The sequence below is a fragment of the Prevotella sp. oral taxon 475 genome (genome assembly GCF_018127805.1).
Taxonomy (GTDB): Bacteria; Bacteroidota; Bacteroidia; order Bacteroidales; family Bacteroidaceae; genus Prevotella.
The window spans coordinates 2332137-2358218 of record NZ_CP072334.1 but is presented as its reverse complement, the minus strand read 5'-3'; the positions used below and the strand labels follow the sequence as shown (position 1 = coordinate 2358218).

The 26082-nt window shown below is 49.2% G+C and carries 22 protein-coding genes; 12 read left to right on the top strand and 10 right to left on the bottom strand.

Annotated elements, in window-relative coordinates:
- Positions 1 to 718: 718 nt before the first annotated feature.
- The 7 genes from metK (at position 719) to dinB (ending at position 7232) form a co-directional block, all read left to right on the top strand.
- Complete coding sequence (gene metK, locus J5A66_RS09425; RefSeq protein ID WP_211790347.1) at positions 719 to 1987, top strand: methionine adenosyltransferase; 1269 nt, start codon at positions 719 to 721, stop codon at positions 1985 to 1987.
- Positions 1988 to 2025: 38 nt separating this feature from the next.
- Entirely contained in the window at positions 2026 to 3045 is a 1020-nt protein-coding gene (locus tag J5A66_RS09420; protein ID WP_211790346.1) for a DUF4271 domain-containing protein, read from the top strand.
- A gap of 7 nt (positions 3046 to 3052) precedes the next feature.
- The gene (locus J5A66_RS09415; protein WP_211790345.1) at positions 3053 to 3799 is read left to right on the top strand and encodes a uroporphyrinogen-III synthase; all 747 of its coding nucleotides are present in this window, start codon (positions 3053 to 3055) and stop codon (positions 3797 to 3799) included.
- A gap of 18 nt (positions 3800 to 3817) precedes the next feature.
- Positions 3818 to 4228 (top strand): ribonuclease P protein component, encoded by a 411-nt coding sequence (locus tag J5A66_RS09410; protein ID WP_211790344.1) that lies wholly within the window; start codon positions 3818 to 3820, stop codon positions 4226 to 4228.
- On the top strand, positions 4225 to 4476 hold the full coding sequence (yidD, locus tag J5A66_RS09405) for a membrane protein insertion efficiency factor YidD (protein WP_211790343.1): 252 nt from the start codon (positions 4225 to 4227) through the stop codon (positions 4474 to 4476). Before J5A66_RS09410 ends, yidD begins: the two co-directional genes overlap by 4 nt.
- Positions 4477 to 4611: 135 nt before the next feature.
- Positions 4612 to 5913: a tyrosine--tRNA ligase gene (gene tyrS / locus J5A66_RS09400; protein ID WP_211790342.1), complete on the top strand. Its 1302-nt coding sequence runs from the start codon at positions 4612 to 4614 to the stop codon at positions 5911 to 5913.
- Positions 5914 to 6095: 182 nt separating this feature from the next.
- Entirely contained in the window at positions 6096 to 7232 is a 1137-nt protein-coding gene (gene dinB / locus J5A66_RS09395; RefSeq protein ID WP_211790341.1) for a DNA polymerase IV, read from the top strand.
- 331 nt (positions 7233 to 7563) lie between these two features.
- Here dinB and J5A66_RS09390 read toward each other — a convergent pair whose 3' ends face one another.
- The 6 genes from J5A66_RS09390 to J5A66_RS09365 all read right to left on the bottom strand — a co-directional run bounded on the left by J5A66_RS09390 (position 7564) and on the right by J5A66_RS09365 (position 13779).
- Positions 7564 to 8217 carry a NigD-like C-terminal domain-containing protein gene (locus tag J5A66_RS09390; protein ID WP_211790340.1) on the bottom strand — a complete coding sequence of 218 codons (654 nt, stop codon included), beginning with the start codon at positions 8215 to 8217 and terminating at the stop codon, positions 7564 to 7566.
- A 41-nt stretch (positions 8218 to 8258) separates the two neighbouring features.
- Positions 8259 to 9416: a 1-acyl-sn-glycerol-3-phosphate acyltransferase gene (locus J5A66_RS09385; RefSeq protein WP_211790339.1), complete on the bottom strand. Its 1158-nt coding sequence runs from the start codon at positions 9414 to 9416 to the stop codon at positions 8259 to 8261.
- Positions 9417 to 9453: 37 nt separating this feature from the next.
- Positions 9454 to 10455 (bottom strand): D-alanine--D-alanine ligase, encoded by a 1002-nt coding sequence (locus J5A66_RS09380; RefSeq protein ID WP_211790338.1) that lies wholly within the window; start codon positions 10453 to 10455, stop codon positions 9454 to 9456.
- An 82-nt stretch (positions 10456 to 10537) separates the two neighbouring features.
- Positions 10538 to 11584, bottom strand: a complete 1047-nt coding sequence (locus J5A66_RS09375; protein WP_211790337.1) for an RluA family pseudouridine synthase — start codon at positions 11582 to 11584, stop codon at positions 10538 to 10540.
- Positions 11585 to 11606: 22 nt separating this feature from the next.
- Entirely contained in the window at positions 11607 to 12314 is a 708-nt protein-coding gene (locus J5A66_RS09370; RefSeq protein WP_211790336.1) for a PASTA domain-containing protein, read from the bottom strand.
- A gap of 1138 nt (positions 12315 to 13452) precedes the next feature.
- Positions 13453 to 13779 carry a cupin domain-containing protein gene (locus J5A66_RS09365; protein ID WP_211790335.1) on the bottom strand — a complete coding sequence of 109 codons (327 nt, stop codon included), beginning with the start codon at positions 13777 to 13779 and terminating at the stop codon, positions 13453 to 13455.
- A 140-nt stretch (positions 13780 to 13919) separates the two neighbouring features.
- Between J5A66_RS09365 and J5A66_RS09360 the strand changes: the two genes are divergently transcribed.
- Complete coding sequence (locus tag J5A66_RS09360) at positions 13920 to 14585, top strand: Crp/Fnr family transcriptional regulator (RefSeq protein ID WP_211790334.1); 666 nt, start codon at positions 13920 to 13922, stop codon at positions 14583 to 14585.
- A gap of 217 nt (positions 14586 to 14802) precedes the next feature.
- Here the strand turns inward: J5A66_RS09360 and J5A66_RS09355 are convergent, their stop codons facing one another.
- Both J5A66_RS09355 and priA read right to left on the bottom strand, forming a co-directional pair.
- A complete protein-coding gene (locus tag J5A66_RS09355; RefSeq protein WP_211790333.1) occupies positions 14803 to 14997 on the bottom strand; it encodes a DUF6722 family protein in 195 nt (64 codons plus the stop codon).
- Positions 14998 to 15074: 77 nt separating this feature from the next.
- Entirely contained in the window at positions 15075 to 17345 is a 2271-nt protein-coding gene (gene priA, locus J5A66_RS09350; RefSeq protein WP_211790332.1) for a primosomal protein N', read from the bottom strand.
- A 442-nt stretch (positions 17346 to 17787) separates the two neighbouring features.
- On the opposite strand from priA, the gene J5A66_RS09345 reads away from it, so the two are divergent.
- Both J5A66_RS09345 and J5A66_RS09340 read left to right on the top strand, forming a co-directional pair.
- Positions 17788 to 19443 carry a sulfatase gene (locus tag J5A66_RS09345; protein ID WP_211791500.1) on the top strand — a complete coding sequence of 552 codons (1656 nt, stop codon included), beginning with the start codon at positions 17788 to 17790 and terminating at the stop codon, positions 19441 to 19443.
- Complete coding sequence (locus tag J5A66_RS09340) at positions 19440 to 20681, top strand: anaerobic sulfatase-maturation protein (RefSeq protein ID WP_371742857.1); 1242 nt, start codon at positions 19440 to 19442, stop codon at positions 20679 to 20681. Before J5A66_RS09345 ends, J5A66_RS09340 begins: the two co-directional genes overlap by 4 nt.
- A 554-nt stretch (positions 20682 to 21235) precedes the next feature.
- Here the strand turns inward: J5A66_RS09340 and J5A66_RS09335 are convergent.
- The gene (locus tag J5A66_RS09335; protein ID WP_211790331.1) at positions 21236 to 22105 is read right to left on the bottom strand and encodes an IS982 family transposase; all 870 of its coding nucleotides are present in this window, start codon (positions 22103 to 22105) and stop codon (positions 21236 to 21238) included.
- Positions 22106 to 22410: 305 nt separating this feature from the next.
- Here J5A66_RS09335 and J5A66_RS09330 point away from each other — a divergent pair, with 305 nt between their 5' ends.
- Together J5A66_RS09330 and J5A66_RS09325 are read left to right on the top strand one after the other, a co-directional pair.
- Positions 22411 to 23799 (top strand): C10 family peptidase, encoded by a 1389-nt coding sequence (locus J5A66_RS09330; protein WP_004377333.1) that lies wholly within the window; start codon positions 22411 to 22413, stop codon positions 23797 to 23799.
- A 125-nt stretch (positions 23800 to 23924) separates the two neighbouring features.
- Positions 23925 to 24620 carry a hypothetical protein gene (locus J5A66_RS09325; protein WP_231410858.1) on the top strand — a complete coding sequence of 232 codons (696 nt, stop codon included), beginning with the start codon at positions 23925 to 23927 and terminating at the stop codon, positions 24618 to 24620.
- Between the two features lie 33 nt (positions 24621 to 24653).
- Here the strand turns inward: J5A66_RS09325 and mobV are convergent, their stop codons facing one another.
- The gene (gene mobV, locus J5A66_RS09320; protein ID WP_023926653.1) at positions 24654 to 26015 is read right to left on the bottom strand and encodes a MobV family relaxase; all 1362 of its coding nucleotides are present in this window, start codon (positions 26013 to 26015) and stop codon (positions 24654 to 24656) included.
- Positions 26016 to 26082 lie beyond the last annotated feature (67 nt).

Genomic DNA, 26082 nt, shown 5'->3' with positions numbered 1-26082 from the left:
GATGGTTATCAGGTGGTTATAAAACGATTTCTCATCTCTTAGCTTTTGGGCTTCAAAAGCTAAGAAAACACCATGCAAAAGCTAAGAAAACGCAGTGCGAAAGCTAAGAGAATGAGTAGTAAGGAGAGAAGTAGTAAGGAGGAAGGTGTTGTTTCTTGGTTTCTTTGGACTCCTCTCATGGCATCTGTTTTTCTTAGAAAGCAATGGCGATAGGATGACCGTCGAATGAGGATAGCCCTTCTTGTGCGAATGAAATAATAATAAAAGTGAAAAATCGGGCTTAGGTCTTGCTATGTTGAAAGAAAAAGATTACCTTTGCAGCGTGTTTTTCATGGTATTAGATTTAAGGTTAACAAAAGGTTGGGATTCAGCGGAATCCCTTTTTTGATGCCCTTCCCTTTCATCTGTCGGAAACACTCTTGTGTGCATCCTTCAAGTTTTCTTTTGGTTATTGATAGATTCACTCTTGATTCTTTCGCCAACATGCCTCCGACTGTAGGTCCGTTTCTGCCGGACCGACGATGGGCATTTCTCCACCCGCCGATACTGAAAGGCGTTTTACATCCTTTCTCCTATTTTTGTTTTGCAGTTATTTCTTTTTGCCGTAACTTTGCAAGACATCAAGTTGTGTGCTGCTCTTCACGCCGGAAAACGGGAGAGCGGAGCGCGGCCCAAGCGTGAACACATTATTTATATATCCACATAAACGTTTCTTTTTATGGCTTATTTATTTTCATCAGAATCAGTTTCTGAAGGACACCCCGATAAAGTATCCGATCAGATTTCGGACGCACTCGTAGACCAATTCCTGGCTTACGACGACGAGGCGCACTGCGCCATCGAGACATTTGTCACCACCGGACAGGTGGTTATCATGGGCGAGGTGCGCTCGCAGGCCTATATCGACTTGCAAACCGTGGCGCGTAACACCATCAAGAAGATTGGCTATACGAAGTCGGAATACCAATTTGACGGCGACTCCTGCGGCGTTCTCACCGCCATTCACGAGCAAAGCGATGACATCAACCGGGGCGTGAGCCGCGCCGTTGAGGAAGAACAGGGAGCCGGAGACCAAGGGATGATGTTCGGCTATGCCACCAACGAGACGGAGAACTATATGCCTGTGTCGCTCGATCTCTCGCATCTGCTCATGAAAACCCTGGCCGATATTCGCAAAGAGGGTAGGGAAATGACCTATCTGCGGCCCGACTCGAAAAGTCAGGTAACGGTGGAATACTCCGACCAGGGCGAGCCCCTGCGCATCGATACCATCGTGGTGAGCACGCAGCACGACGACTTCGACAGCGACGACACTCGCATGCTGGCCAAAATCAAAGAAGATGTGATGGCTATCTTGATGCCGCGGGTGAAAGCACAAATCAGTAGCGAGCGGGTGTTGGCCCTGTTCAACGACGACATCAAATACTTTGTCAACCCCACAGGCAAGTTTGTTATCGGTGGTCCGCACGGAGATACGGGGCTTACAGGCCGGAAAATCATCGTCGATACCTATGGCGGTAAGGGTGCACACGGGGGCGGAGCCTTCTCGGGAAAAGACCCCAGTAAGGTGGATCGCTCGGCTGCCTACGCCGCACGGCATATCGCTAAGAATATGGTGGCTGCGGGTGTGGCCGACGAAATGCTGGTGCAGGTGAGTTATGCCATCGGCGTGGCAGAGCCGGTGAACATCTATGTGAACACTTATGGACGCAGCAACGTGAAGCTGACCGATGGAGAAATAGCCCGGAAAGTGGCCGAGATGTTCGACCTCCGACCCAAAGCCATCGAGCAAACCCTGAAACTGCGCCAGCCCATCTACTTCGAAACGGCTGCCTATGGACACATGGGCCGGAAGAACGAGGTGGTGGAAAAGACTTTCACCAGTCGTTATCATGAAACGAAGGTGATGAAGGTGGAGCTCTTTACCTGGGAAAAACTCGACCGGGTGGAGGACATCAAACGGGCGTTTGCCGGGTTGATGAGGTAGCATGTCGGTGAGTAGGCTCCTCACTCCTCAACAATCGTATGACTTATTCAGACTCGACGCGCGTTGCCTTTCATCTCTCGGACAGCGCACAGACGACAAAAACAAACCATCAAGGGCAGCCAACACCTCGTGAAATATTGAGTTGGCTGCCCCGTGATGCCACGCCCGAACAACAAGACTCTGCCATTCAGGCACACATCCAACCCGCAGAAATCCGTTGGAGCAACCGTCCCGATACGCTACATCTGCCCGGTCATCCCGTGGGAAAGAGCTATCGCGATGCCCGTTTGCCACTGTATTATCAAGAGACGTTCTTCTCGGGCGATTCGCTTCTTCACCCCGAGCTGCCCGGTGGACGACCCGGCGTGGCCGGAGACCCCGTTCCTTACACCATCGCCGGCGACGATTTGCTCACCGGTTTGTTGTTGAGCTGCTTTATTTTGGGCTGTATCTCGTTCGCACAGTCGCGCGGATTCATCGTCAGACAGCTCAAAAACTTCTTTCATGTGCGTAATTCCGGAACATCCGAAATAGCCGAGACCACGAGCGAAATACGCTTCCAGGTGTTCCTCTGTGTACAAACTTGCTTGCTCTTCTCTATTCTCTACTTCTTCTATATGCGTACCTTTCAGGGAGATACGTTCATCCTTGAACAGTATAAAATTATAGGAATCGTCGCCTCGTTGCTGGCTGCCTATCTCTTGGTGAAGGCTATTTGCTATGGAATGGTCAACTGGGTGTTCTTCGATAAGAAAAGTAATGGCGAGTGGTTCAAGTCCTTTCTCTTTATCGTCTCTTCCGAAGGAGTGCTCCTTCTCCCGTTGGTGATGCTGCAAACCTATTTTCATCTTACCACCGAAAGTAGTGTGCTCTACACTACAATTGTCATCCTGTTGGTCAAGTTGTTGTCTTTCTATAAGCAATACCTCATCTTTTTCCGCAGAAAGGGGGCTTTTCTGCAAAATATTTTGTACTTTTGCGCACTCGAAATTGTGCCTTTGTTTGCCCTGTGGGGCGTATTGACAATTGCTGCCAATTATTTGAAAATTAATTTTTAGGTAATAGATGGTAAAAAAGATACTGATATCTCAGCCCCGACCAACGAGCGACAAGTCGCCATATTTTGAGATAGAGAGAGAATATGGAGTGAGTTTGGTGTTCCGTCCATTCGTCCAAGTGGAAGGAATCACATCCAAAGAGTTTCGCCAACAGAAAGTAAGTATCCCCAACTATACCGCCATCGTCTTTACATCCCGCCATGCCATCGACCACTTTTTCAAGCTGGCAAAAGAGCTACGCGTGACGATTCCCGAGACGTTGAAGTATTTCTGCGTGACTGAAACCATCGCTCTCTATATTCAAAAATACGTTCAGTACCGCAAAAGAAAGGTGTTTTTCGGCACAACCGGTAAGATGGAGGATCTCCTTCCCACAATGGCGAAACACAAACAAGAGAAGTATCTCGTGCCGATGAGCGACAATCACACCGACGATATTGCTAATCTGCTCAACACAAAGAAGCTGCATCACACCGAATGCGTGATGTATCGCACCATCACCAACGACTTTACCCCCGACGAAATCAAGAATTTCGACTACGATATGCTTATCTTTGTGAGTCCCACAGGCGTGAAATCGTTTGTGAAAGACTTTCCCAACTTTGAGCAAGGCGACGTCCGTATCGGTACGTTTGGCCCGGCAACATCTAAAGCAATCACCGATGAGGGTTTGCGACTCGACTTCCAAGCCCCATCCAAAGAATATCCTTCGATGTCGAGCGCCCTGAAAGCGTATCTCGAAAAACTGAAGTAAGCACTCTCTTCTCTAACCATGCCCACTGCATTAGCACCTCAAACACTGAAGAAAGAAGAGCGGATATGCAGCAAAAAACTCATAGAGACGCTCTTTGACAGCAACGAACGGCGGTCGTTGGCTGCCTTTCCGTTAAGAGCTGTTTGGCTTTTGCAGAAGCAGAAAGAGGGAAAGAAGACGCCATTCGCTCCCGTAGAGATTCTGATTAGCGTGTCGAAACGCAGACTGAGACATGCCGTTGACCGCAATAGAACGAAGCGACAGGTGCGCGAAGCCTACCGAAAACACAAACACATCCTTTGGAAATGCGTGCCGGAAGGGCACAAAGCCGTGCTGGGATTTCTGTGGTTGGACGGTCGGTTGCATGATAGTTGCGAGGTAGAAAACCGAGTTGTCAACCTGTTAAGACGCATCAGCGAAAAACTATGACCTCCTTTCGCTCTCTCTTTCAGTTGTTTCGGACTGCCGTAGTTTGGATTTTCATTCTTCCGATACGTCTCTATCAAGTGGCTATCTCGCCCTACACACCTCCCTCTTGCCGCTTTATCCCGTCGTGTTCGGAGTATGCCCGACAGGCCATTGCTAAGCACGGACCTCTCAAAGGTTCGGCCCTTGCCCTCTGGCGGATCCTAAGATGCCATCCATGGGGAGGCAGTGGATACGATCCTGTGCCCTAAAAGAATAGATCGTTAAGGAGGAATCCGCTATCGTATGATTACTTTCCGGCAATAGTTCTATCCGTTTTTCCTCACGCATCAATAAGCATTCATTCCTCATCATTTATCTTTCATCCCATTAAACGCTCGTATATAATGAACAAAAATTTCGTCGAAGAACTGAAATGGCGCGGCATGTTAGCCCAGATTATGCCCGGAACTGAAGAGTTTCTACAGAAAGAAATGGCCACAGCCTACCTCGGAACCGATCCCACTGCCGACTCTTTGCACATCGGACATCTCTGTGGTATTATGATGCTTCGCCATCTACAGCATTGCGGACACAAACCGATTATCCTCGTAGGAGGTGCTACCGGCATGATAGGAGACCCTTCTGGAAAGAGCCAAGAGCGAAATCTTTTGGATGCCGAGACCCTCTATCACAATCAGGAATGCATCAAAGCACAGGTCGCAAAGTTCCTTAACTTCGACGGAACGGAGCCCAATGCCGCCGAGATGGTGAACAATTACGATTGGATGAAAGACTTCTCCTTCCTTGATTTCGCCCGAACCGTAGGCAAACACATCACCGTCAACTATATGATGGCTAAGGACAGCGTGCAGAAACGCTTGAACGGCGAAGCCCGAGACGGCCTTTCTTTCACCGAATTTACCTATCAACTGCTGCAAGGTTACGACTTTTTGCACCTCTATCGAACCAAGAATTGCCAACTGCAATTAGGCGGAAACGATCAGTGGGGCAACATGACTACTGGCACAGAGCTCATTCGTCGCACCCTGGGCAATCAGGTTGAGGCCTACGCACTCACGTGTCCGCTCATCACAAAGGCCGACGGAAACAAATTCGGTAAGACCGAAAGTGGCAACATTTGGCTGGATCCCAAGCGCACATCGCCCTATACTTTCTATCAATTTTGGCTCAATGTGAGCGACGACGATGCCGAACGCTACATCAAAATCTTTACTTCGCTCGACCGAACCACCATCGACACCCTTATTTCGGAGCACCGTCAAGACCCTGGTCAACGTGTTCTTCAGAAACGTCTTGCCGAAGAAGTCACTGCAATGGTTCATTCCTGCGCCGCCCTTGAGGGAGCGAAAGAGGCCAGCAATATCCTCTTTGGCAAGGCCACAAAAGAAAATCTCCTCAAACTGGACGAGCAAACGTTGCTCGATGTTTTCGAAGGTGTGCCCCATTACACCCTTTCGGCTGATGCCTTGGGCCTTCCAGCCATAGACCTTTTCACGCAAACCGACGTTCATATCTTCCCCAGTAAGGGAGAGATGCGTAAGCTGGTGCAAGGCGGCGGCGTGTCACTCAACAAGGAAAAGCTCACTGCCGCCGACCGTCCTGTCACCTCTGCCGACCTCATTGCCGGCAAATACCTCCTTGTACAGCGCGGCAAGAAGAACTATTCGCTCATCACCGTCAAGTAATCATCGAGTAGAACGCCCCTTCCGAGCAGCGTATAGCTCACCACATTCACTCCTGACGGCGATCTTCTACGATCGTTGTCGTCTCAGAAAAGAGCGTCCGTCTCGTTCTGCAACATCAGCAGAAACGAGACGGACGCTCGCTTTTTCTTCACCCTAATCACTACCTTTGCACCATCAGAACAATGCAAAAAGCAAAGGAAAGAAAGATTATACACATCGATATGGATGCTTTCTACGCCTCGGTAGAGCAACGTGATCATCCCGAACTTCGCGGAATACCCGTCGGAGTGGGTCGAGACGTGTGTAGAGGCGTACTGACCACGGCCAGTTACGAGGCCCGACGGTTCGGCGTACACTCGGCAATGCCCGTTGTCAAAGCCAAGAAGCTGTGCCCCGAACTGGTGCTTGTGTCGCCCGATTTCGACAAATATAAGGCCGTTTCACAGCAGGTGCACGCCATTTTTCACGATTATACCGATGTGGTAGAACCGCTTTCGCTCGACGAAGCCTTTCTCGATGTCACCGAAAACAAACCGGGCATCGCTCTGGCAGTGGACATTGCCCGTGAGATCAGGCAGCGCATTCACGACGAATTGCATCTCACGGCCTCAGCAGGTGTCTCTTACAACAAATTCTTGGCCAAGGTGGCATCCGATTTTCGCAAACCCAACGGACTCACCGTGATACATCCCGACCGTGCGTTCGACTTCATTTCCAACCTCCCCATCACCGATTTTTGGGGCGTAGGGCATAAAACAGCCTACACCATGCACCACATGGGCATCTTCATTGGGCAAGACCTGCGCCGATATTCGCTACTGCGGCTCACGCAGGTGTTTGGGAAAATGGGAGCCGTATACCATCAATTCGCCCGCGGCATCGACCTCCGTCCCGTCGTGGCAACGAGCATACGGAAGTCGGTGGGGTGCGAACGCACGTTTATGGAAGACACCAATCGCGCAGGAAGACTGCTCGACGAACTTCGGCTCCTTGTGCTCGAACTGTCCGGACGTTTAGCCCGGAAAGGTTTTAAAGGCAGAACGCTGACGCTGAAAGTGAAGTTCCACAATTTCATCCAGATCACTCGCAGCATCACAAAAGCCTACGACCTCTGCACCGAAGCAGAACTTCTGCCGCTGGCAGAAAGACTTCTTGAAGAAGTGGATTATGCCGAACACCCTGTCAGACTGCTCGGATTGACCGTCTCCAACAGGCACGAGGAAGAGGAGAATCCCGCCCGAAGGTGGGTGGAACTGGAGCTACCGTTTAAAGAAGAGGAAGGGATGGAAGAGAGAAAAGACGGACCGTCGGCACCTTAAAAAATGCTCACGCCTTCCTATCTCTTAGCTTTTGCACGTTGTTTTCTTAGCTTTCGCATGTCATTTTCTTAGCTTTCGAGGTGCAAAAGCTAAGAGAATGGAATCTGTTTTGTAAACCATTGATAGTGAAGATGTTGCATCTTGATTTTGATGAGCGGCTTTTTTTGCTTATACTACGTATGTTGACATTTGTTTTGGGTTGTACTGATAAGGTTGGACAAGTTGGATGAGGGATGTTGAAGTGGGAGAAGACGAGAGTAGGAATCATGCAAGCGCGGCGGGACAGAAGGCTATTTTCTGTTCCGCCGCAGGATGTAGAGGGGATGAAAGATTAGTGAGTGGTTTTCAACTGTTTGACTTTCACACCCCGATAATCGACCACGCGCAGGCGAATGGTGGCACCGGCAGGCAACGTTTTGAGGGGAATGCTGAGATAGCCATGCACGGAATAATATTCGGGTACGCCGTTTTGGCTGTGCGACAGACGCAAGTAGACTGTGGGATGGCCGTTGGGCGCGGTGACAACCGAATCCAATACCACACCTATCTGCTGCCGTTTGTCTGAAAGTCCGCTCTGTCCGGTTTTGACATAAAAGCTGATATTCAAGTATTTTTTATTCTTTCCGATCCACGCACTTTCAAACGTCAGTGGGTCGGAAAGGGCTGTCTCGTCTGCCACAGGCTTCACTACGGGCACAAGAGAGAGGTTCACCAGTCGGACCATCGCTCCGCTGGGGTTGTAATAAAGCAGGGCTCTGTAGGCAGTATCGGCTACGGCAAGGCCCGCCATCTGCCTCTTTTGGACAAACCGAAGGGTGTCTCCCTCATCGCTCACGGCATAGTCTAAAAGGGAATGGGCTGTGGTATGCACCTCGGTAAAACGAGCCGTGAGATGCGAATACCGGCCGTCTCCCCACTCGTAGGTGTCGTGTTCGCAGGCGCAAAACAGAGAGCTGGCTACCAGCAGAAGTATTTTTGCGGACACAAGTAGGAGCGTTGCAGAGCGGAAATGGGAGAGATGCTTTTTCATTTTGCCGACAGATGGTTTTTATAAGGGTTGGCATACATCTCTAACAGGCACCGACGCAAGAAGGGTTCGTCTTTCTCTGGAAGGTCGATTTTGGAGAGTTGGTCTTCCACATACTGCTCGAAAGTAGACCGGTCTTGCGGTGTATAGTGGTGCTCCAACTGATGGGAGTCTGCCAAGAGGTCGCAAGCGATGAAGTTGTTGGGGTAGAATCGGTAGTTGAGAAAGATTTCCCGGTCGATGCGACGAGCGATGATGCCGAACAAATCGGCCTTGGGCGTGTTGCGATCGAGCGTGTCGAGGAAGCCGTCCAGACAGGGAGCGCATTGATAATGCACATATCCTTTATAGCCGAGGATGCCTGTCTGCATGCTTACAACATCATCTTGCGCACTTTTTTTGAAGCCGGGCACATCGCGTTTGAGTTGCATCTCCTGCGCCTTGAGGTAGTCGCAGGGGTCGAACTCATAAGAGATGGCCAGCGGAACGATGTGAAGTTCCTTCAGCCGATCTATCACATCTCCTTCTCCTTCCAGGGCCATCATCTTGAGAACGGCCTGCTGGGTGTGGTCGTCCGAGTCTTTTGCCCGGCCTTCTCGCTGGGCAATCCACACGTTTTCATTCTTCTTGCTGATGGCATAGTGCATGTAGGCCGAGAGGCGTTTGCTGGCTTCGAGCATCTGTCTGACGGGCAGATGACGCTCCACGACGAACGATTTGTTCACCCTAACGAGGTCTTTCACCCACGGCAGGGAGAGCAGATTGTCGCCGATGGCGATCTCGCAGGTGGTGGAAAAGCCGTTGTCAATGAGGAATTTGGCCAGGAAAGCCGAATCGAGCACAATGTCGCGATGATTGCTCACAAAGGTGTAGCGACGCGATGGGTCGATGGCGGTGCTGTCCATACTGCCACCTTTGCTCGCGGTTTCTAAAAGATGGGCGAGAAAGGGATAGGCAAACGTTTTCTGTACATCCATGCTTGTGCGACAGGAACGCAGCTTTTCGGCAAACGAAGGGAAAGGGATGTCGGGGAAAACATAGGCCATGGCCGACCTGAATTGGGCATCGGCCAGGAGTCGTTCGAAAGCTTCGGGCAGCTCGTTGGGCTCGAATGGACGGATGGAATCGAAGGAAGAAGGGTGGGTTAGTGACGGCATGAGGAAAGGAACTTAGAAACTTCTGAACTCGAAAAACTTAAAACTGATTCTCCACAATATCGGTGAGCACATCTTTTATGTCCAAGCCTGCGGCGCGAACTTGCTGTGGAATGAAACTTGTTGGCGTCATTCCAGGCGTTGTATTCACCTCGATCATGTTGATTTTATCCGTCCCGTCGGGTTCTTTTGAGAGGATATAGTCGATGCGAATAATGCCGTTGCAACGCAGGATGTCGTAGATTCGCGACGTTTCCTCTGCCACACGACGGGCCGTTTCGGGAGCAATTCGTGCGGGAGTAATCTCTTCTACCTGTCCGTTATACTTGGCATCGTAGTCGAAAAACTCGTTGTGACTCACTACTTCTGTGGCTGGGAAGACCACCGTTTTTTGCTTTGTCTTATAGCATCCCACAGAGATCTCCGTGCCATCGAGGAACGATTCGATCAGAGCCTCACTGCCTTCCATCAATGCTACACGAAGAGCTGGTGCCAATTGGTCTATGTTTTTTACCTTTGAGACCCCGAAACTCGAGCCGTCCGACGCGGGTTTCACAAAGCAAGGCATGCCGATCTCTCGTTCAATGCGGGCCTCGTCGATATTGCTTTCTTCTCCACGACATACCAATAGGTGCTTAGCCACGTTCACACCGAAGCCCCGAAGATAGTTGTTGAGCACATATTTGTCGAACGTCATCGCCTCTACCAGCACGCCACTGGTGGAATAGGGCATATGGATGAGCTCGAAATAGCCCTGCATGATACCGTTTTCGCCCGGCGTTCCGTGAATGGTGATGTAGGCATAATCGAAGAAAATCACCTCGTCGGCTTGCATAAAGGAGAAGTTGTTCTTGTCGATGCGCGCCGTTTGACCGTTGCCTAAGTCTACATGCCAGTCCATTCCCTTGACGTCGACAATGTAAACGTTATAGCGTTGCTTGTCGAAAAAAGAATAAAGCCCGTGCGCCGAACGCAGCGAAACGTTGTATTCAGACGAGTCTCCGCCACAAACGATGGCGATGTTTCTCTTCAAATCCTTCATATCCTGTTATCTTTTTTGAATTCAAATGTCTATTTACGAGTCTTTCGATCTCTTCTTTCGGCGACCAAGAACTCGGTAGAGGTCAGCCGATGCCTTTTATATAACTGCGCCATTTGTCAAGAAGCAGCTCCATATCCTGAGGCATGGGTGAGGTAAAATCCATCTGTCGGCCCGTGGAAGGGTGCACAAAGCCCAATGTTCGGGCGTGAAGTGCCTGCCGGGGACATAGCTTGAAGCAGTTGTGAATATAGGCTTTGTAACTGGAAGAACGTTCGCCGCGTAGGATTTCGGTGCCTCCGTATCGCTCGTCGCCGAACATCGGGTGCCCGATATGCTTCATGTGAGCGCGTATTTGATGAGTTCGACCCGTCTCGAGGATGCACTCTAAGAAAGTGACATAGCCGAAACGCTCCAGCACCCGGTAATGTGTGACAGCGGGTTTGCCCACCTCCGAGTTTGCCGGAAACACCGTCATGCGCAGCCGATCCTTAGGGTCGCGCCCGATGTTGCCCTCAATACGCCCCTCGTCTTCTGTGAAATTGGCCCACACCAAAGCGTTATAGCTGCGGTGAGTGGTTTTGTTGAAGAACTGCAAACCCAGTTTTCGCTTGGCCTCAGCTGTCTTGGCGACAACCAAGAGTCCGCTGGTGTCTTTGTCGATGCGGTGAACCAGGCCCACTTCAGGGTCGTTAGCGTCGAACGAGGGAAAGTCTTTCAGATGCCAAGCCACGGCATTGATGAGGGTGCCATGAAAGTTTCCGGCCCCCGGATGCACCACCATTCCCGCCGGTTTGTCGACCACCATGAGATCATTGTCTTCGTAAACCACGTCGAGCGGGATGTCTTCTGCCGCGATGGTGTTGTCGTGTCGCGGCCGATCGAGCATTAAGGTGATGATGTCTTCAGGACGAATCTTGTAGTTGCTCTTCACCGACCGACCGTTCACCTGCACGAAACCGGCCTCTGCAGCCTTCTGAATGCGGTTGCGACTGCTGTGTTGCAGTCGTTCGGTCATGAAACGATCGATGCGCATGGGCTCCTGTCCCCGGTCTACAACGATGCGCAGATGCTCGTAAAGCAGCCCCGTCTCGTCGTCCTGTTCTTCGATTTCCTCTATATATTCAGCCATCTCGGTGTCTTGATTGTCGCCTCTAAGGCGTGGTGGGAGGGTTGCGATGGTCGGGCCGAGTGGGTGTTTCTGTAGGTGGAACAACATCGAATTCGTCCACCTCTCCTTCGCCTTCCATCTCCTCTTTCCCTGCTTCTGCGGGGTCTACGTAGTCGATGGTAGAATCGGAAGCCGACCTTGAGCCATTGCCCACTAAGATGATGACTACTGCATCAACGGGAATTCGGTCGCCGGCCACGCGATGTCGACCGTTCACCACGATGCCATAGACCCAGTCTTTCTCGCCTGTTACAAACTGTGGTGTGCCCACTTTGAAGCCCATTGCCGTGAGTTTGGCCATAGCTTCGCGCAGCGAACTGTTGTCAATGATGTCGGGAAGGGTGATGGTGGGTGTCTTAGCGGAGTTGACAATGACATAAATCACATGTCCCGACTTCACCTTATCGCCCGCCGGAGGCGACTGTTCGAGGATGCAATCGGGCGGAAGCGTCTTGACGTAGCCTGTGTCGGTCACTTCGATCCGAAGTCCTCGGTCGGCTAAAATCCGCTCAGCGTCGGCAAACAGCTTGTGTCTGACATCGGGAATGACAATTGCTTCGCCGTGATGGGTGTACATATCGAGACCAATTTTTAGCCCGACGCATAGCAATAGCACCACCGCAGCCATTGCGAGGAGATTTCCCCACAAGTATTTGCTGGCGAATTTCCCGAAAAATTCAGACGACTTCATGCTTCCTCTTTTCTTGAAGGCAAAGGTAGTGCAAATCAAAGAGACCACAAAGAAAAAGATAAAAAAAGACGACTGCTACATACACATGCCGCAGTCGTTGAAAAATTTAAGAGAGTTTAATAAATACAACAAGAGTTTCCTCCTGTTCATATGAATAGATTCAAAAGACAGACACCAAGCCTCTTATCGCAAGTGAGATGATGTCTGCTCTCTTCTCGCGCCTCAAACAGCAACGCATTTTGCTGCATACGGAGGGAGAAAGAGAGGTTGTCTAAAGTGTAACTGTCTGCAAAGGTAGGAAATAAAAACAAGAATAAGGCGTAAATGGAGCAACAAAATGATTGAAATAACAAAATTTGTGTTAATCAAACAAAAGATTCGTGCTTCAAGTTGATGCCAGAGGCTTTTGTCGATTGTTGTTCGGACGCAGTTGGAATGGCGATGAAAACTGTTCCAGGCAAACGTCATACAGAGCTGCACTCGGTAGCAATCATCCGGCCAAAGTCTCAGGTCTTAACCTTATTTATCTATTCGAAGGGCTTTCTTTAACGCCTCTCCTTTTGGTCATCTATAGATAATTGACGGGAAAATAGAACATTATACCAGATAAAATAAATAAAATTAGTCTCTGCTTGCGACCGAAAACACCGCATTCGGGCTCTCTAAAAGTCGGTGATGGCGATACCATCTCTTAGAGATGAGACGGTAAAAGCTAAGAAAACGCACATCAAAAGCTTAGCTTTTGCATTGCGAGGGATGAAAAAATAGACAGGAATAGCTTTGATGCGACGCTAAGAGATTGAAGGTAAGGTATTTAGATAACGTTTGAGTGAAGTGACGAAATACGCGCCTATTTTCGGACAAAGAAAAAGTTTTGTGCAAAAATGGGCGTGGTTTGACCTCTTGATGCCGCAGTTTTAACACTTCGATGATAGGTATTTCGTGTGATTTTTAACAGAAGCTTTTCCCGTCTGTCCATTTGTTTTGGCCCCGAATGACCGTCAATAGGAGGGTGGATGGTTCCCTTAAAACAACAAAAAAACGATGGGCCGACCGCTGAAAACGGACGGCCCATCGCCTGTCGGTATATCGAGCAGGAAAAGAAATACGCTTTTCTTGTTGCTCGAGAAGTGTGCGTCTATCCTCTGATCATGGTGAGGATCATCTTGAAACGCTGGTGAGCGTGCAACGCATGGGGGTGGTTGGCAGGCATGATAATCATCTCGCCCGCTTTAACGGTATGTGCCACGCCGTCGATTCGCACTTCGGCCTCACCGTCGATCACCTGTACGGTGGCATCGAAAGGGGCGGAATGCTCGCTCAGGCCTTGACCTTCGTCGAAGGCAAAGAACGTGATGCTGCCTGCTTGGCTATGTGCAAACTCTTTACTAACGATGCCGCCGTCGGCATAATCAATCACATCGTTCGGTCGAAGCACTGTGGCTTTCTCAATTTTCTGGTCCATAGGGATGGTTTTATGAGGGTTATTAAATGTGGAAAACTATCTATGGACTGATGAGGCAAACACTATACCAAAAAACAAGGATCACATTTGTGACTGAAAAACGAGGAGGGTTTCGATAAATTTGTCTACATTTGCAGTCGATGGAACAGAAAACATTAAAAGCATTGAGCCTGTGCCCGCTGTTCCGAGGCATCTCCTTGGGACAACTGGAAGCCACGATCGACAGTGTAGGTTACAAGATACTGAAGTTCGACAAGAAAGATATTTATATTCTTGCCGGTATGCCTTATCGGCACGCCGACATCGTTATCGAGGGCGAAATGGTGGCCAGGATGGTGAGTTTGTCGGGCAAATCGGTGGAAGTAAGCCGGTTGAAGCAGGGCGACATCGTGGCTCCGGCCTTCATCTTTGCCAAAGACAATCTCATGCCGGTGAGCGTTGAGACGGAAACGGCTACTGTGATCCTGCGCATGTCGATAGCAGGTTTCGAGCGTTTGATAGACACCGATCCCGTGTTGCGGCATAATTTTATTCAGGCTCTCTCGGACATTGACGTGTTTCTCACCAAGAAAATGCGCATTCTCAGTCTTTTCACCGTGCGCGAGAAGGTGTCCTATTTCATTAAAGAGGCCGCAGGCAAACAGGGATCTAACGTGGTGCAACTGGACAAGTCGCGGCAGGAGATAGCCGAGAGTTTCGGCATCCAGAAGTTCTCTTTGCTGCGCACCATGTCCGAACTTTCTGATTTAGGAGCCATCAAAGTGGAAGGCAAGAAGATCACCATTCTCGATCGGAGCAAGCTTTAATCTCATTAGTAGCTGAAAAGAGAGGCAGAACCCGCGGGTTCTGCCTCTCTTTTGATTGTTGAATCGTACTTACAAGTTGGCAAAGAAATGCCAACCGATACGATAATAGCCCGTTAATGCTTCTCCAACCATCTTTTGCCTTGAGGGGTCAAGCTAAAAAGAATGAACAAAAGACAAGGTATGCCATAGACAATGGCTACAAGATATACTCCCATTTCTACTTTCCTCCTTTCTGTTGATTGCTACTTAAGAGAATGAGACCGGCTATCAACGCAATGAAAGACAAGGAGATACCAACGATATAGATGGCCAATTTATCCACCAAATCTTTAAACAGCGATGTGATGACAACGCCGGTGATGATGTATTTGGATACATCAATGAGATAATTTCCAGGTTTCTCTTTCCACATATCATCAAGTGCTGATAGCTGCAAAGATAGCGATTGTTTCGGCGTTTGCCAAGTTTTGGCAGAGAAATACCCACTTTTTACATCGGATCTACATCATAATACACCTGTAGAGCAGCGTAACGCTTGTCTTGCAAGAGGGTCGTTTGGGCATATCGGAGGCACTCCCGCACGCGGTTGCCATCGAGTTGTGGTTCGATTTTGATGATCAGTTTGCGGATATGGAGGGTTTTTACGCGTGCCACGGCAGGCTTGTCGGGGCCCAAAACTCTACTGCCGAAGAACTGTCTGAGTCTGCTTCCCATCTCCATGGCAGCCGTCTCGACAAGAGGTTCCTTATTGTGCTTCATGTAAACGGCAATCAACCGGTAGAAAGGCGGATAGTGAAAGTGGCGGCGTTCGTCTGCGAGGTCGTTGAAGAAAGCCTCGTAATCGTTGCGAACCACTTGCGAGATGACGGGCAGGTCGGCGTTGGCCGTTTGCAGGAAAACCAGTCCCTGCCGGCCCTTTCTACCAGCCCGACCGCTCACTTGAGCCATCATCATGAAAGCATATTCGTAGGAGCGGAAGTCGGGAAAGTTCAACATCGAGTCGGCATTGAGGATGCCCACGACGCTCACACGGTCGAAGTCAAGGCCTTTGCTAATCATCTGCGTCCCGATGAGCACGTTGGTGCGTCCCGAAGAGAAATCGGCGATGAGGCGTTCATAGGCATTTTTGGTGCGCGTCGTGTCGAGGTCCATGCGGGCTACGCGTGCTTCGGGAAAGATTTCGACCACCTGGTCTTCAATCTTCTCAGTGCCATACCCCCGTCCGCGCAGATCGGTTCCGCCGCAATTGGGGCATTCCGAGGGAGGGGTATAGGTGAAACCGCAGTAATGACAGGTGAGTTGGTTGAGCGTTTTGTGTAGGGTGAGCGACACATCACAGTTGGTACATCGCGGCACCCACCCACAAACACGACACTCGATCATCGGTGCGAAGCCGCGTCGGTTTTGAAAAAGAATCACCTGTTCGCCTTTCTCCAAGGCCGAACGCATAGCGGCGAGCAGTGCAGGTGAGAACGCGCCGTTCATCATTCGTCGTCGGCGCAGGTCTTTTACGTCAATGACACGAATTTCGGGAAGGGCAATATCCTGATAGCGCGACGTGAGTCGAACCAGTCCGTACTTGCCTTTCAGTGCGTTCTGATAGCTCTCTGCCGAGGGCGTAGCTGTGCCTAAAAGCGTTTTGGCACCGTATTGCTGCGCCAGAACGATGGCAACCGACCGGGCATGATACCGCGGAGCAGGGTCTTGTTGCTTAAAGCTCGTTTCGTGTTCTTCGTCGATAATGACCAGTCCCAACCGTTGGAATGGTAGGAAAACTGCACTCCTCGCCCCTAAAATCACATCGTAGGGCGAATCGGAGAGCTGTTTTTGCCAAATCTCCACCCGTTCGGCATCGCTATATTTCGAGTGATAGATGCCCAGTCTGCTACCAAAAACGCTCTTCAATCGTGACATCATCTGCACCGTGAGCGCAATCTCGGGCAGTAGATAGAGCACCTGTTGGCCCTTCTGCAAGGCCTGGGCGATGAGGTGAATATAGATTTCTGTCTTGCCGCTGGAGGTGACACCGTGGAGGAGAACAACATTTTTCTTTAGGAATTGGAACCGAATCTGATTGTAAGCCTCGAGTTGCGCCTCGTTGAGCGATTTGATTCGGTCGAGTTGTTGCGGACGATGATCATTCAGTCGGCCCACCTCTTTCTGATAAGTATAAAGAATGCCGCGATCTGTCAGAGCCTTGAACGCGGCCAGTGAACAGCGACTTTCGTTCATCACCTCTTCGCGTGTCACCTCGGAAAGAGGCTTTTGCGGCATGTCTCCGACCGCCGAATCCCAGTGAGACAGCCTCAGAAAGGCCTCCAACACCTGCCGCTGTCGCTGCGCTCGGGCGAGCATATCCAGGGCGAGGTGCAGACTTTTCTCGTTGCTAAAGGCCTTAGTCAGTCCCACATACCGTTCCGTCTTGGGTCGGAAGCCCTCCTCGGCCTTCAGTCCGGCAGGCAAAGCCACTTTGTAAACCTCGCCCATCGGCGCGAGATAATACTTCGAGAGCCACTGCCACACAGCCCATTGCTGGGGTAGGAGCATCGGTTTTGTGTCCAATATCTGCATGACAGGCTTCACCTCGAAGGCGGGTGGGGCGTCGTGAACCCTCGCCACCAAGGCCGTATAGGTCTTCGATCGGCCCAGAGGCACCAGCACCCGCACGCCCATCTCCACGCCCCGGCTCATCGCATCGGGGAGCGAATAGGTGAAAAATCCCTCCAGAGGCAGAGGCAACACAACATCTACGTACCGCATAACGAGTGCAAAGGTAAGAGATTTCGATGAGAAGTGAGACGACTGAATCGATTGACGAGTTGGCAGATTGAGCAGCACGCACGTTGAAAACGAGAAGAATCGGCGTGAATTATTGCAATCGATGCGTAGCGCGACAGGAGGCCATGCTACGCGCAGCCATCATTCGAAATGGCGGAAGTGACCTCCCGAGGTGCGGGAGGTCATCTCCCGTGTGTCGGGAAGTCATCTCCCGCACCTCGGGAGGTCATCTCCGCCAAACAGGGAGGAACTCTCACCGACCGACAGAGAGGAAAAAGACCGACAGAAGCACAGAAAAGGCACGCGAAGGACGGAAAAACCGGTGACAAACGAGCGCAGAACCCGGATGATTCCCTATCTTTGTAGCTGTTCAATCCTTTTATATATCATCAAGATGAATCTACCTACCCACATCAAATTATCTATGTTGCCGACCCTCGTCCTGAGTGCAACGGCCACCAAGGCGGCGGAACAGACTGCTCAAGCACGACCGAACATTCTCTATATCATGTGCGACGACCATTCGATGCAAACCATCAGCGCGTATGGAAGTCCCATCTCCAGGCTCGCCCCAACGCCCCATCTCGACCGATTAGCTCGTCGGGGCATGTTGTTCAACTCGTGTTTCGTGGAGAATTCGCTTTCCACCCCGAGTCGCGCCTGCCTGATGACAGGGCTTTACAGTCATCAAAACGGACAGCGGCAGCTGGGCGAAGGCATCGACACCACCCGTGTTTTCTTCTCGGAACTGCTGCAAAAGGCGGGCTACACCACGGCCGTCGTCGGCAAGTGGCACATGCACTGCCGACCCAAGGGGTTTGATTTCTACCACATCCTTCGCGGTCAAGGCCATTACTATAACCCTGTTTTCTGCACCACAGGCCAGTATGACCACTACAAAGAGGAAACGGGCTATGCCACAACGCTCACCACCGATCATGCCATTCGCTTTCTCGAGCATCGCGACAAGTCGAAACCCTTCTGTCTGTTGGTGCACCACAAGGCACCGCACCGCAACTGGATGCCCGAGGAGAAATATATGAATCTGTATGCCGATGTGGAATTTCCGCTCCCCGACACTTTCTGGGACGACTATGCCACACGAGGTTCGGCCGCACGAACGCAGAAGATGCGCGTGGACGACGACCTGCGAATGATTCAAGACCTGAAGGTGCCCGAGACGCTCGATGCCACCGATGCCGAGAGTCTTGATTCGTATTACGCTCTCATGGGCGAAGTCAATCGATTCACGCCGCAGCAACGACTTGCCTTCGATCGCTACTATATGCCAAGAAACAAACGGCTGCTCGAGGCTAAACTCACGGGTCGGGAATTGGTGAAATGGAAGTATCAGAACTATATTCGAGACTATGTAGCCGTGATACACTCGGTAGATGAGAGTGTGGGACGCCTGCTCGACTATCTCGAACAGCACGACTTAGACAAGAACACGATCGTTATTTACACCTCCGATCAAGGCTTCTACATGGGCGAGCACGGATGGTTCGACAAGCGTTTTATGTACGAAGAGTCGATGCACACACCGCTCATCATCAGCTTTCCGGGGCATATCAAGGAGGGGGCTGTCTGTCATCAACTGGTGCAGAACATTGACTTTGCGCCCACCTTCCTCTCCCTGGCCGGCGTGAAGCAACCCAAAGAGATGCCGGGGCGCACGATAGAACCTCTCTTTGCAGGCACGACGGTGAAAAATTGGCGAAAAGATCTCTATTATCATTACTACGATTACCCCACTTATCACCTCGTGCGCAAACACGACGGCGTGCGAACCGAACGCTATAAGCTCATCCACTTCTATGGGAAAGGCGGCGACAGAGCTGTTCAGGAAAACAAATTCCAGCGCATGCCGGGCACAAGCGAATATGGCACCTACCAGGCTTTGAAGGCTATCCACTATTTTCGCGACGATGCCGACGTGGACTATTACGAGCTGTACGACCTGCAAACCGACCCTAACGAGCTGCATAACATCTATGGACAGAAAGGCACAGAGGCCATCACTCGCCAACTCATGAAACGCCTCCGGCAGTATCGCAGGGAACTCCGTGTAGACGAATGATGGAACGAATCAACCACCAGGCCTTCTCTCATCCGCTCTATGTGATGCTCAAACCCGTGGGCGCACATTGCAATTTGGCCTGCCAATACTGTTATTATTTAGAGAAAGCTCATCTCTACGGTCATCTTCCGCAGCACGTGATGAGCGAAGAACTGCTCGAACGGTTCACCCGTGAGTATATCGAAGCCCAAACCTCCTCCGATATCCTCTTCACCTGGCACGGCGGAGAACCTCTGATGCGCCCGCTCTCGTTCTATCGAAAGGCGGTGGAACTACAGCGCAGATACGCCGGAGGGAGAAGAATCGATAACGCTCTACAAACCAACGGCACGCTTCTCACCGATGAATGGTGCCGATTCTTGAAGGAAAACCACTGGCTGGTGGGCATCTCTGTCGACGGACCACAAGAGTTTCACGACGAATACCGCCTGACACAGAGTAGAAAACCCTCTTGGCTAAAGGTCATGAACGGTATCCGACTGCTCAAAAAATACCGTGTGGAATGGAATGCCATGGCCGTTGTCAACGATTTTAATGCCGACAATCCTCTCGAATTCTATCATTTCTTTAAACAGCACGGTTGCACCTACCTGCAATTTACTCCCATCGTCGAACGCATTAAGGCGCATCCAGACGGTCGGCATCTGGCCTCTCCGCACGATGATGAGGCCTGTGCCATCGCCCCTTTCTCGGTGTCGGCCGAGCAATGGGGTCGCTTTCTCTGTGCCATCTTCGACGAATGGGTGCGGCACGACGTCGGGCGCGTCTTCGTTCAGCTCTTCGATTGCACGCTGGCCAACTGGATGGGCCTTTCTCCAGGCTGTTGCGTGTATGCCGAACACTGTGGACACGCTGGCGTGATGGAGCAGAACGGCGACGTCTATTCCTGCGACCACTTCGTCTTTCCCGAGTATCGGCTCGGCAATATCTATCAAAACACCCTCATCGAGATGCTCTACGGCGAGCAACAACAACGTTTCAGTCTGCTCAAACACCGCTCCCTGCCGCAGCAATGCCAAGAGTGCGACGTGTTGTTTGCCTGTCACGGCGAATGTCCCAAAAACCGTTTCGCACACGATCGCTATGGAAATCCCGGTCTCAACTATCTTTGCGCCGGCTACCGCCGCTTCTATCGCCACACCGCCCCTTATATGGACTTCATGAAAGGAGAACTTCTTCACCAACGTCCGCCGGCCAATGTGATGATTCATGCCGACGAAATTGGTCGTCGTTGCTAACCATTCCGCCTCTCGTCACTCTCTTCAACTCCATTGAGGTTGGTCTGTTTTGACGGTTCATTCCTCTAACCCAGAAGGTCAAAACAGACCTCCAATCCCTTAATTGAGGGACTCGGAGAAACCAAACCCGATAAGATGGTTCTCTATTCGGCTCGTTGAGACAGGGTCGACTCGTTCCGTTTGTCAAGCCTACCCTACCAACAGATCGACCGTTATGCGATTGTTGACGCAAAAATATTTGAGATTGAACCCGAACAAATAGGGATGCAGGCCCATCACAATGCGATTGTTAGCACAAACGTATTTGAAATATATTTTTAGCCGGTGTTACAAAGAACATTCCATTTTCTTAGCTTTCGAGTTGCAAAAGCTAAGAAAATGGAATGTGAAAGCTAAGAAAATGCATTACAAAACCTTAGCTTTTAAAAGATGGTTTGTAAGCTGCTGTGTCTCAATGTCTTGTAGAGGCAGGTTCGTTTCTTGAAAAGTTGATGAGCTATGAATAAGAATGGTATGCTTTGCTGCCTTATATAAATAACGTGAGTTCGACGAATTCAGAACAATGCAAGCTGTGTATCAATGGTCCTTTGTAAATTGATACACGGTTTCTTTGGAAACAGGCAATAGGCAGCAATAGCCCCTAATAAGTTGACGATGAAATTGTCAAAGCATCTATGCCTGGAGTGTTCCACTTGTGCAATGTTCTTAAGTTCATCATTCACCGTTTCTATAATGGCTCTTTTTCTGAGTAACAGCTTGTCAGAAACACTCATTAAAGCTCCTTTCATGTTACTTTTCAACCTGGTAACAAGCTGTATTCCGTCAACGAAAAGCCTTTGAAAGAGGTTCTTGCCGATGTACCCCTTGTCACCGAACAGCCTACCTTGTATGAACTCGATAAAAGCTTTGTACTCCAAAGGTTTACGGTCATCAACATCTCCCGGCGTTATCATAAAGTTGAGAAGTTCTCCTTTCTCATTGCAAATCAAATGCAATTTGAAACCGAAGAACCAACCCATAGAGCATTTTCCTCTTTGGGCTATGCCTTTGAAAACTTTGTGAATATGTATTCTTTGGTTCTTGCAGACACGCAATAGTGTACTGTCAACAAAGCTTATGCCCGTGCATTTTCCCAAGAGGACCTTCTTGATAAACAAGGTTAAGGGTACGGCTACCTCCCTTTCCAATTCTACTAAACGGTTATAAGAAACAACATTGGGAAACAGATGGTGAAGATGCTTGCATACTTTTTCAAGATAGAAATGTTTAAAGCAGCGATAACCGGAGTCGTGGAAAAGAATCATTATCATCATGACTTCGGCCTTTGACATCGTGGAACTGCGATGATATTTTCTTTTCCCGGCAGGTTTTAGCGTATATTTTGCCGTCATAGCATCAAAAAACTTGCAGAAGTCGTCTGCCATACAAAATATTTCAGTAACTTTGGATAGGAAAGCGACAACCCTTTATACAAGAGTGTTCCATGCGATTGGTTGATTTTCGGGTAACGATTTGGCAACCGTTCCTTTTGCTATGTTCTGCTTTGTTTTGCTTGCAAAGAACTCTTTATGTGAGCAAAGATAGTAAGATGTTTGGAAAACTCAAAACATTCGTAGGGCAAAACTTGTACAAAATGCTTTGAAATGTTGTAAAATACCCAACAATGGGGATTGTATTAAATATAAAAATTGCCTATCTTTGCAAAATAACTTATCTAATCTAATTTAATATGGAATTAATGAGAAAATTTACAGTATTAGGAATTATTGCTTGTGGGCTAATAAATTTGTATTCCTGCACTACACAAGAAAGTTTTGAAGAAGCAACAGACAGCAGTTTCTTAAACCTTTCTCAAGAAGAGTATATTAGTATAGCGTTTGAACATCCAAAAGAAATAACAGAGGACCAAGCGATAACTCTTGTCAAAGACTTTTCGGGGAAACAAGCGACAAGAAGTATATCTCAATCCCCTATCATCGAAAAGAAGTACTATATTGGTGGAATTTCTTCCAAAAGCGTAGAAGACACAGTTTCTTCCATCCCTATATATCAGTTAAAATTATCAGAAAAAGAAGGGTTTGCTCTTGTTGCTGGGGATGAGAGGTTTGCAACAGTTATTGCATTCGCTGAAAAAGGTAATTTAGCGGATACAACACAAAATAAAAGTGTTGCTTTGATGGTAAGGGAAGCAGAAAATGCCATCAAGAGCAAATTGCGTTATTATAATGCTATTAGAGACTCTCTTCATGATAAAACATTATGTAAACTTAAAACTGCTTTTCATACAAATGACATTACATATCATGATGTGAAAGAAAAAATAAAGGTAGTCCAAACACCTCTTACTCGTGGGCAATGGATACCTGAACCAACAATGGGGATTTTGGTAAAAGAAGTTAAGCCCATGTTGCGTACAGAATGGGGACAAAATAGGCCTTACAATAATGAACTTGGATATATTAATAATGATATTCCAAAGGTTGTTGGATGTGTGGGGACGGCTATTGCCCAGATTGTTGCACATTATGAGGCGATGTCTTCTGTATATGGTCATACTTTAGATTGGAATTTAATAAAAGAACGCGCAGGCATAGATGCCTTAACGGATGATGATATTCAACACCAAGTCGCACTGCTTTGCAAGCATGTTGCATACGGCATCAAAACAGAATGGAATATGGATGGAACAGGCGGTGCCTCCATGACTAATAGTCATAAATATTTGGAAACAATGGGAGTAACTTTTAATTTGGGAAAAAGAAATAAAGGATATGATATGGATGCGGCCATAATAATTGCATCTTTAGACCGCGGTTGTCCTGTGTTGATAACAGGAGATGAGGAGCCTTCCGAAACAAGAAGTTCTGGAAATAAGAAAGGGGGACATTGCTGGATTTTAGACGGTTATCAGGTACGGACGCGTTCTACCCCAACAAAACTAAAGGCAATGATAAAATCACACGATGTCTATGTTCATGCCAATTTTGGTTGGAAAGGATATGCAAGTGGATACTATATGGTTGACAGAAATGAGACTTCACTCTCTTTCGATACAAGACCGGTAGAAGGACATTATAATCAAAGACTTCGCTTATTTCCGATGGTAAAAAGGAAATAATTCCAAATTCATTTCACACTTTCTAATGATTGACAGTTATTATGGGTAGATATTTTAGATTCTCTTTGGCCTGCCTTTTGTTTGCATTTATAATAAGTTGCACCTCTTCTGATGAGGATAAGAAGTTGACTTTTCAATTGGATAAACCTTATAGGGAAATCATGCAAGGCTCTACGCTCCGTGTGTTCATCACGAGTGGCAGTGGAGACTTGCAGATAAGCAATTCCAATGCGTTTAAGGACTATGCTAGAATTGCCTATGCGAGAACTCCCGAACAGGCAGGGCATGTAGGTGTTCTTTCAATCCAAGCCCTGCAAGTGGGAGAATTTCAGGTCTCACTGACCGACAACCTCACAAAGGAAAGACAGCAACTGACCGTTAAAGTCCTCCCGCCTTATCTGTTACTGGAAATTCACGAAGGCTCAGACCCTGTATGGTCAATAGGAAGCGGAGTTTCGGGACTTTTCCTTGTCCAGAACGCAGCGCATTCTTTTTATCTGTGCCGTTACACCCCTACTGTATATCGGCATGTCGGGCCTGCCGTTCTCTCGGGGGTATATGAGATTGTCATGAAAGACGGCATTCCGACGAACTTGCGCCTGAAAAGCAAGAAACAGGAGTTTGTCCGTGATTTCACCCTAACAGTGAAAAATAAGAAAGAGGCTTTGGAAAGGCTTGGGAAATTAGGAAAGCTCGGCCTACTTCCGGATGAAGAGAAATTCATCTATCCTGTCTTTCTTGACGAGCATGACATGGAAGAGCATATCATGGCGGAAATATCTTATAAGGAAGCAACCTTGCCTGAAAAGGTCATGGAATGAGATGCAGAAAACAAGGAGCATGCGGAGACATGGTTACAGCCTGACTCCCTTGCTCCTGTTTTCTTTTGAGGAAAGGATGGACGTCTGTCTGATTTTCTCCCACTGCCCCTTGAACCATGCGGCAATCGGCACTCTATCCACAAGCAGGTCGAGTATGGTCTTGCCTTCCTTCTCCGTCCTACCCACCTGCAAACGAACCTTCTCAGCGGCGAACGAACGCCTGTATTCCTCCGACCGCAGTTTTCCCGTAACAACGAGAACTTTGCCTTGCAAGAGTTCGTCCGTGTATTTCTCGGACAATCCAACCGAACGGCAAAGCCTTTCTATCTTGAGAAACTCGGCAAGCATGGGAAACCACTCCTTCGCCTTGTCGACGATGCGCCTGAGATTGCCGATTTCTCGCTGATGCTGCTCCGATGCTCGCAATCGCTCTGCGGTGTGGCTGTCTTTCATATTCTGCATATCCATGCGCATCTGTCCAATGTTCTCTTTCAGTTCCGCCACCTCACCGTGCAACTGCCTGTTCTCGCTTTCGAGCCTGCTCATCTTGTTGCTTCCCAAAAGAGAACCAATTCCGTTGAGTGCTGCGGTGGCAGTCCTGGCAGCGGAGTTCTTCAGTTCCACCGTCTTTGTCTCTGCCTTGATGCGTGCGAGTTCCTGCTTAGCTTTCTCTGCCTCTGCTATGATGCGCCGTGCTTCTGCCTCCCTTGCCAACAAGTTAGCGATGTTCGCCTGTATGTCCTCACCCTGTATGATAAGGTTGCGATAATATTCATGCGTGGAGAGGTGCTTGGCAACCGAGCCTCTGATGCCTCTTTTTAGCCCGTACTTTGCCATGTGATCGCCATAGCTATCCTGATAGCGTATAAGATTGGCACGGCTCATCACTTCATCTGCACACAGGCGTGGGGCAGGTGCTTTTACCTTGTACTTGCGCTTCACATTTTCTTCCTTTTTCTGCTTCCTACGTTCTCCCTGTACTATCGGCACGATAGTGGCATGGATATGCGGTGTTTCCTCGTCCATGTGCAAGACTGCTGAAACAAGATTATCTGCTCCATAGGTTTCCCTCAACCATTTTACATTGTCCGCACACCACTCATCGAGTTTGCCCTCACCCTCCACGCGTGCCATGTCCTCGTGTGTGCCGCTCAATACAATTCGTATTGCCTGCACTTGGTTCTTTCCAATCTTACGTTTCAGTCCCGCCGTGTCAAGGCGGTGGCGTATGGCTAACGTGCGGTTGCACACGCCGTCGGGAAACATTATTAACTCACGGTTTAGATGCGTCCTCGTTGGGTCTGTGTTCTTTGGCACAATGGTGCGCTCGATATGTGCCGACATTCCGCTGTCAGCTCCCTTTGCCTTTTCCAAATGCAATACACAATATCCCATGATGTTATCGTTTTATAGTTGTCGTCTTTTGTCTTTTATATTTCTGATTTTATCGGTGAGAAGAAAA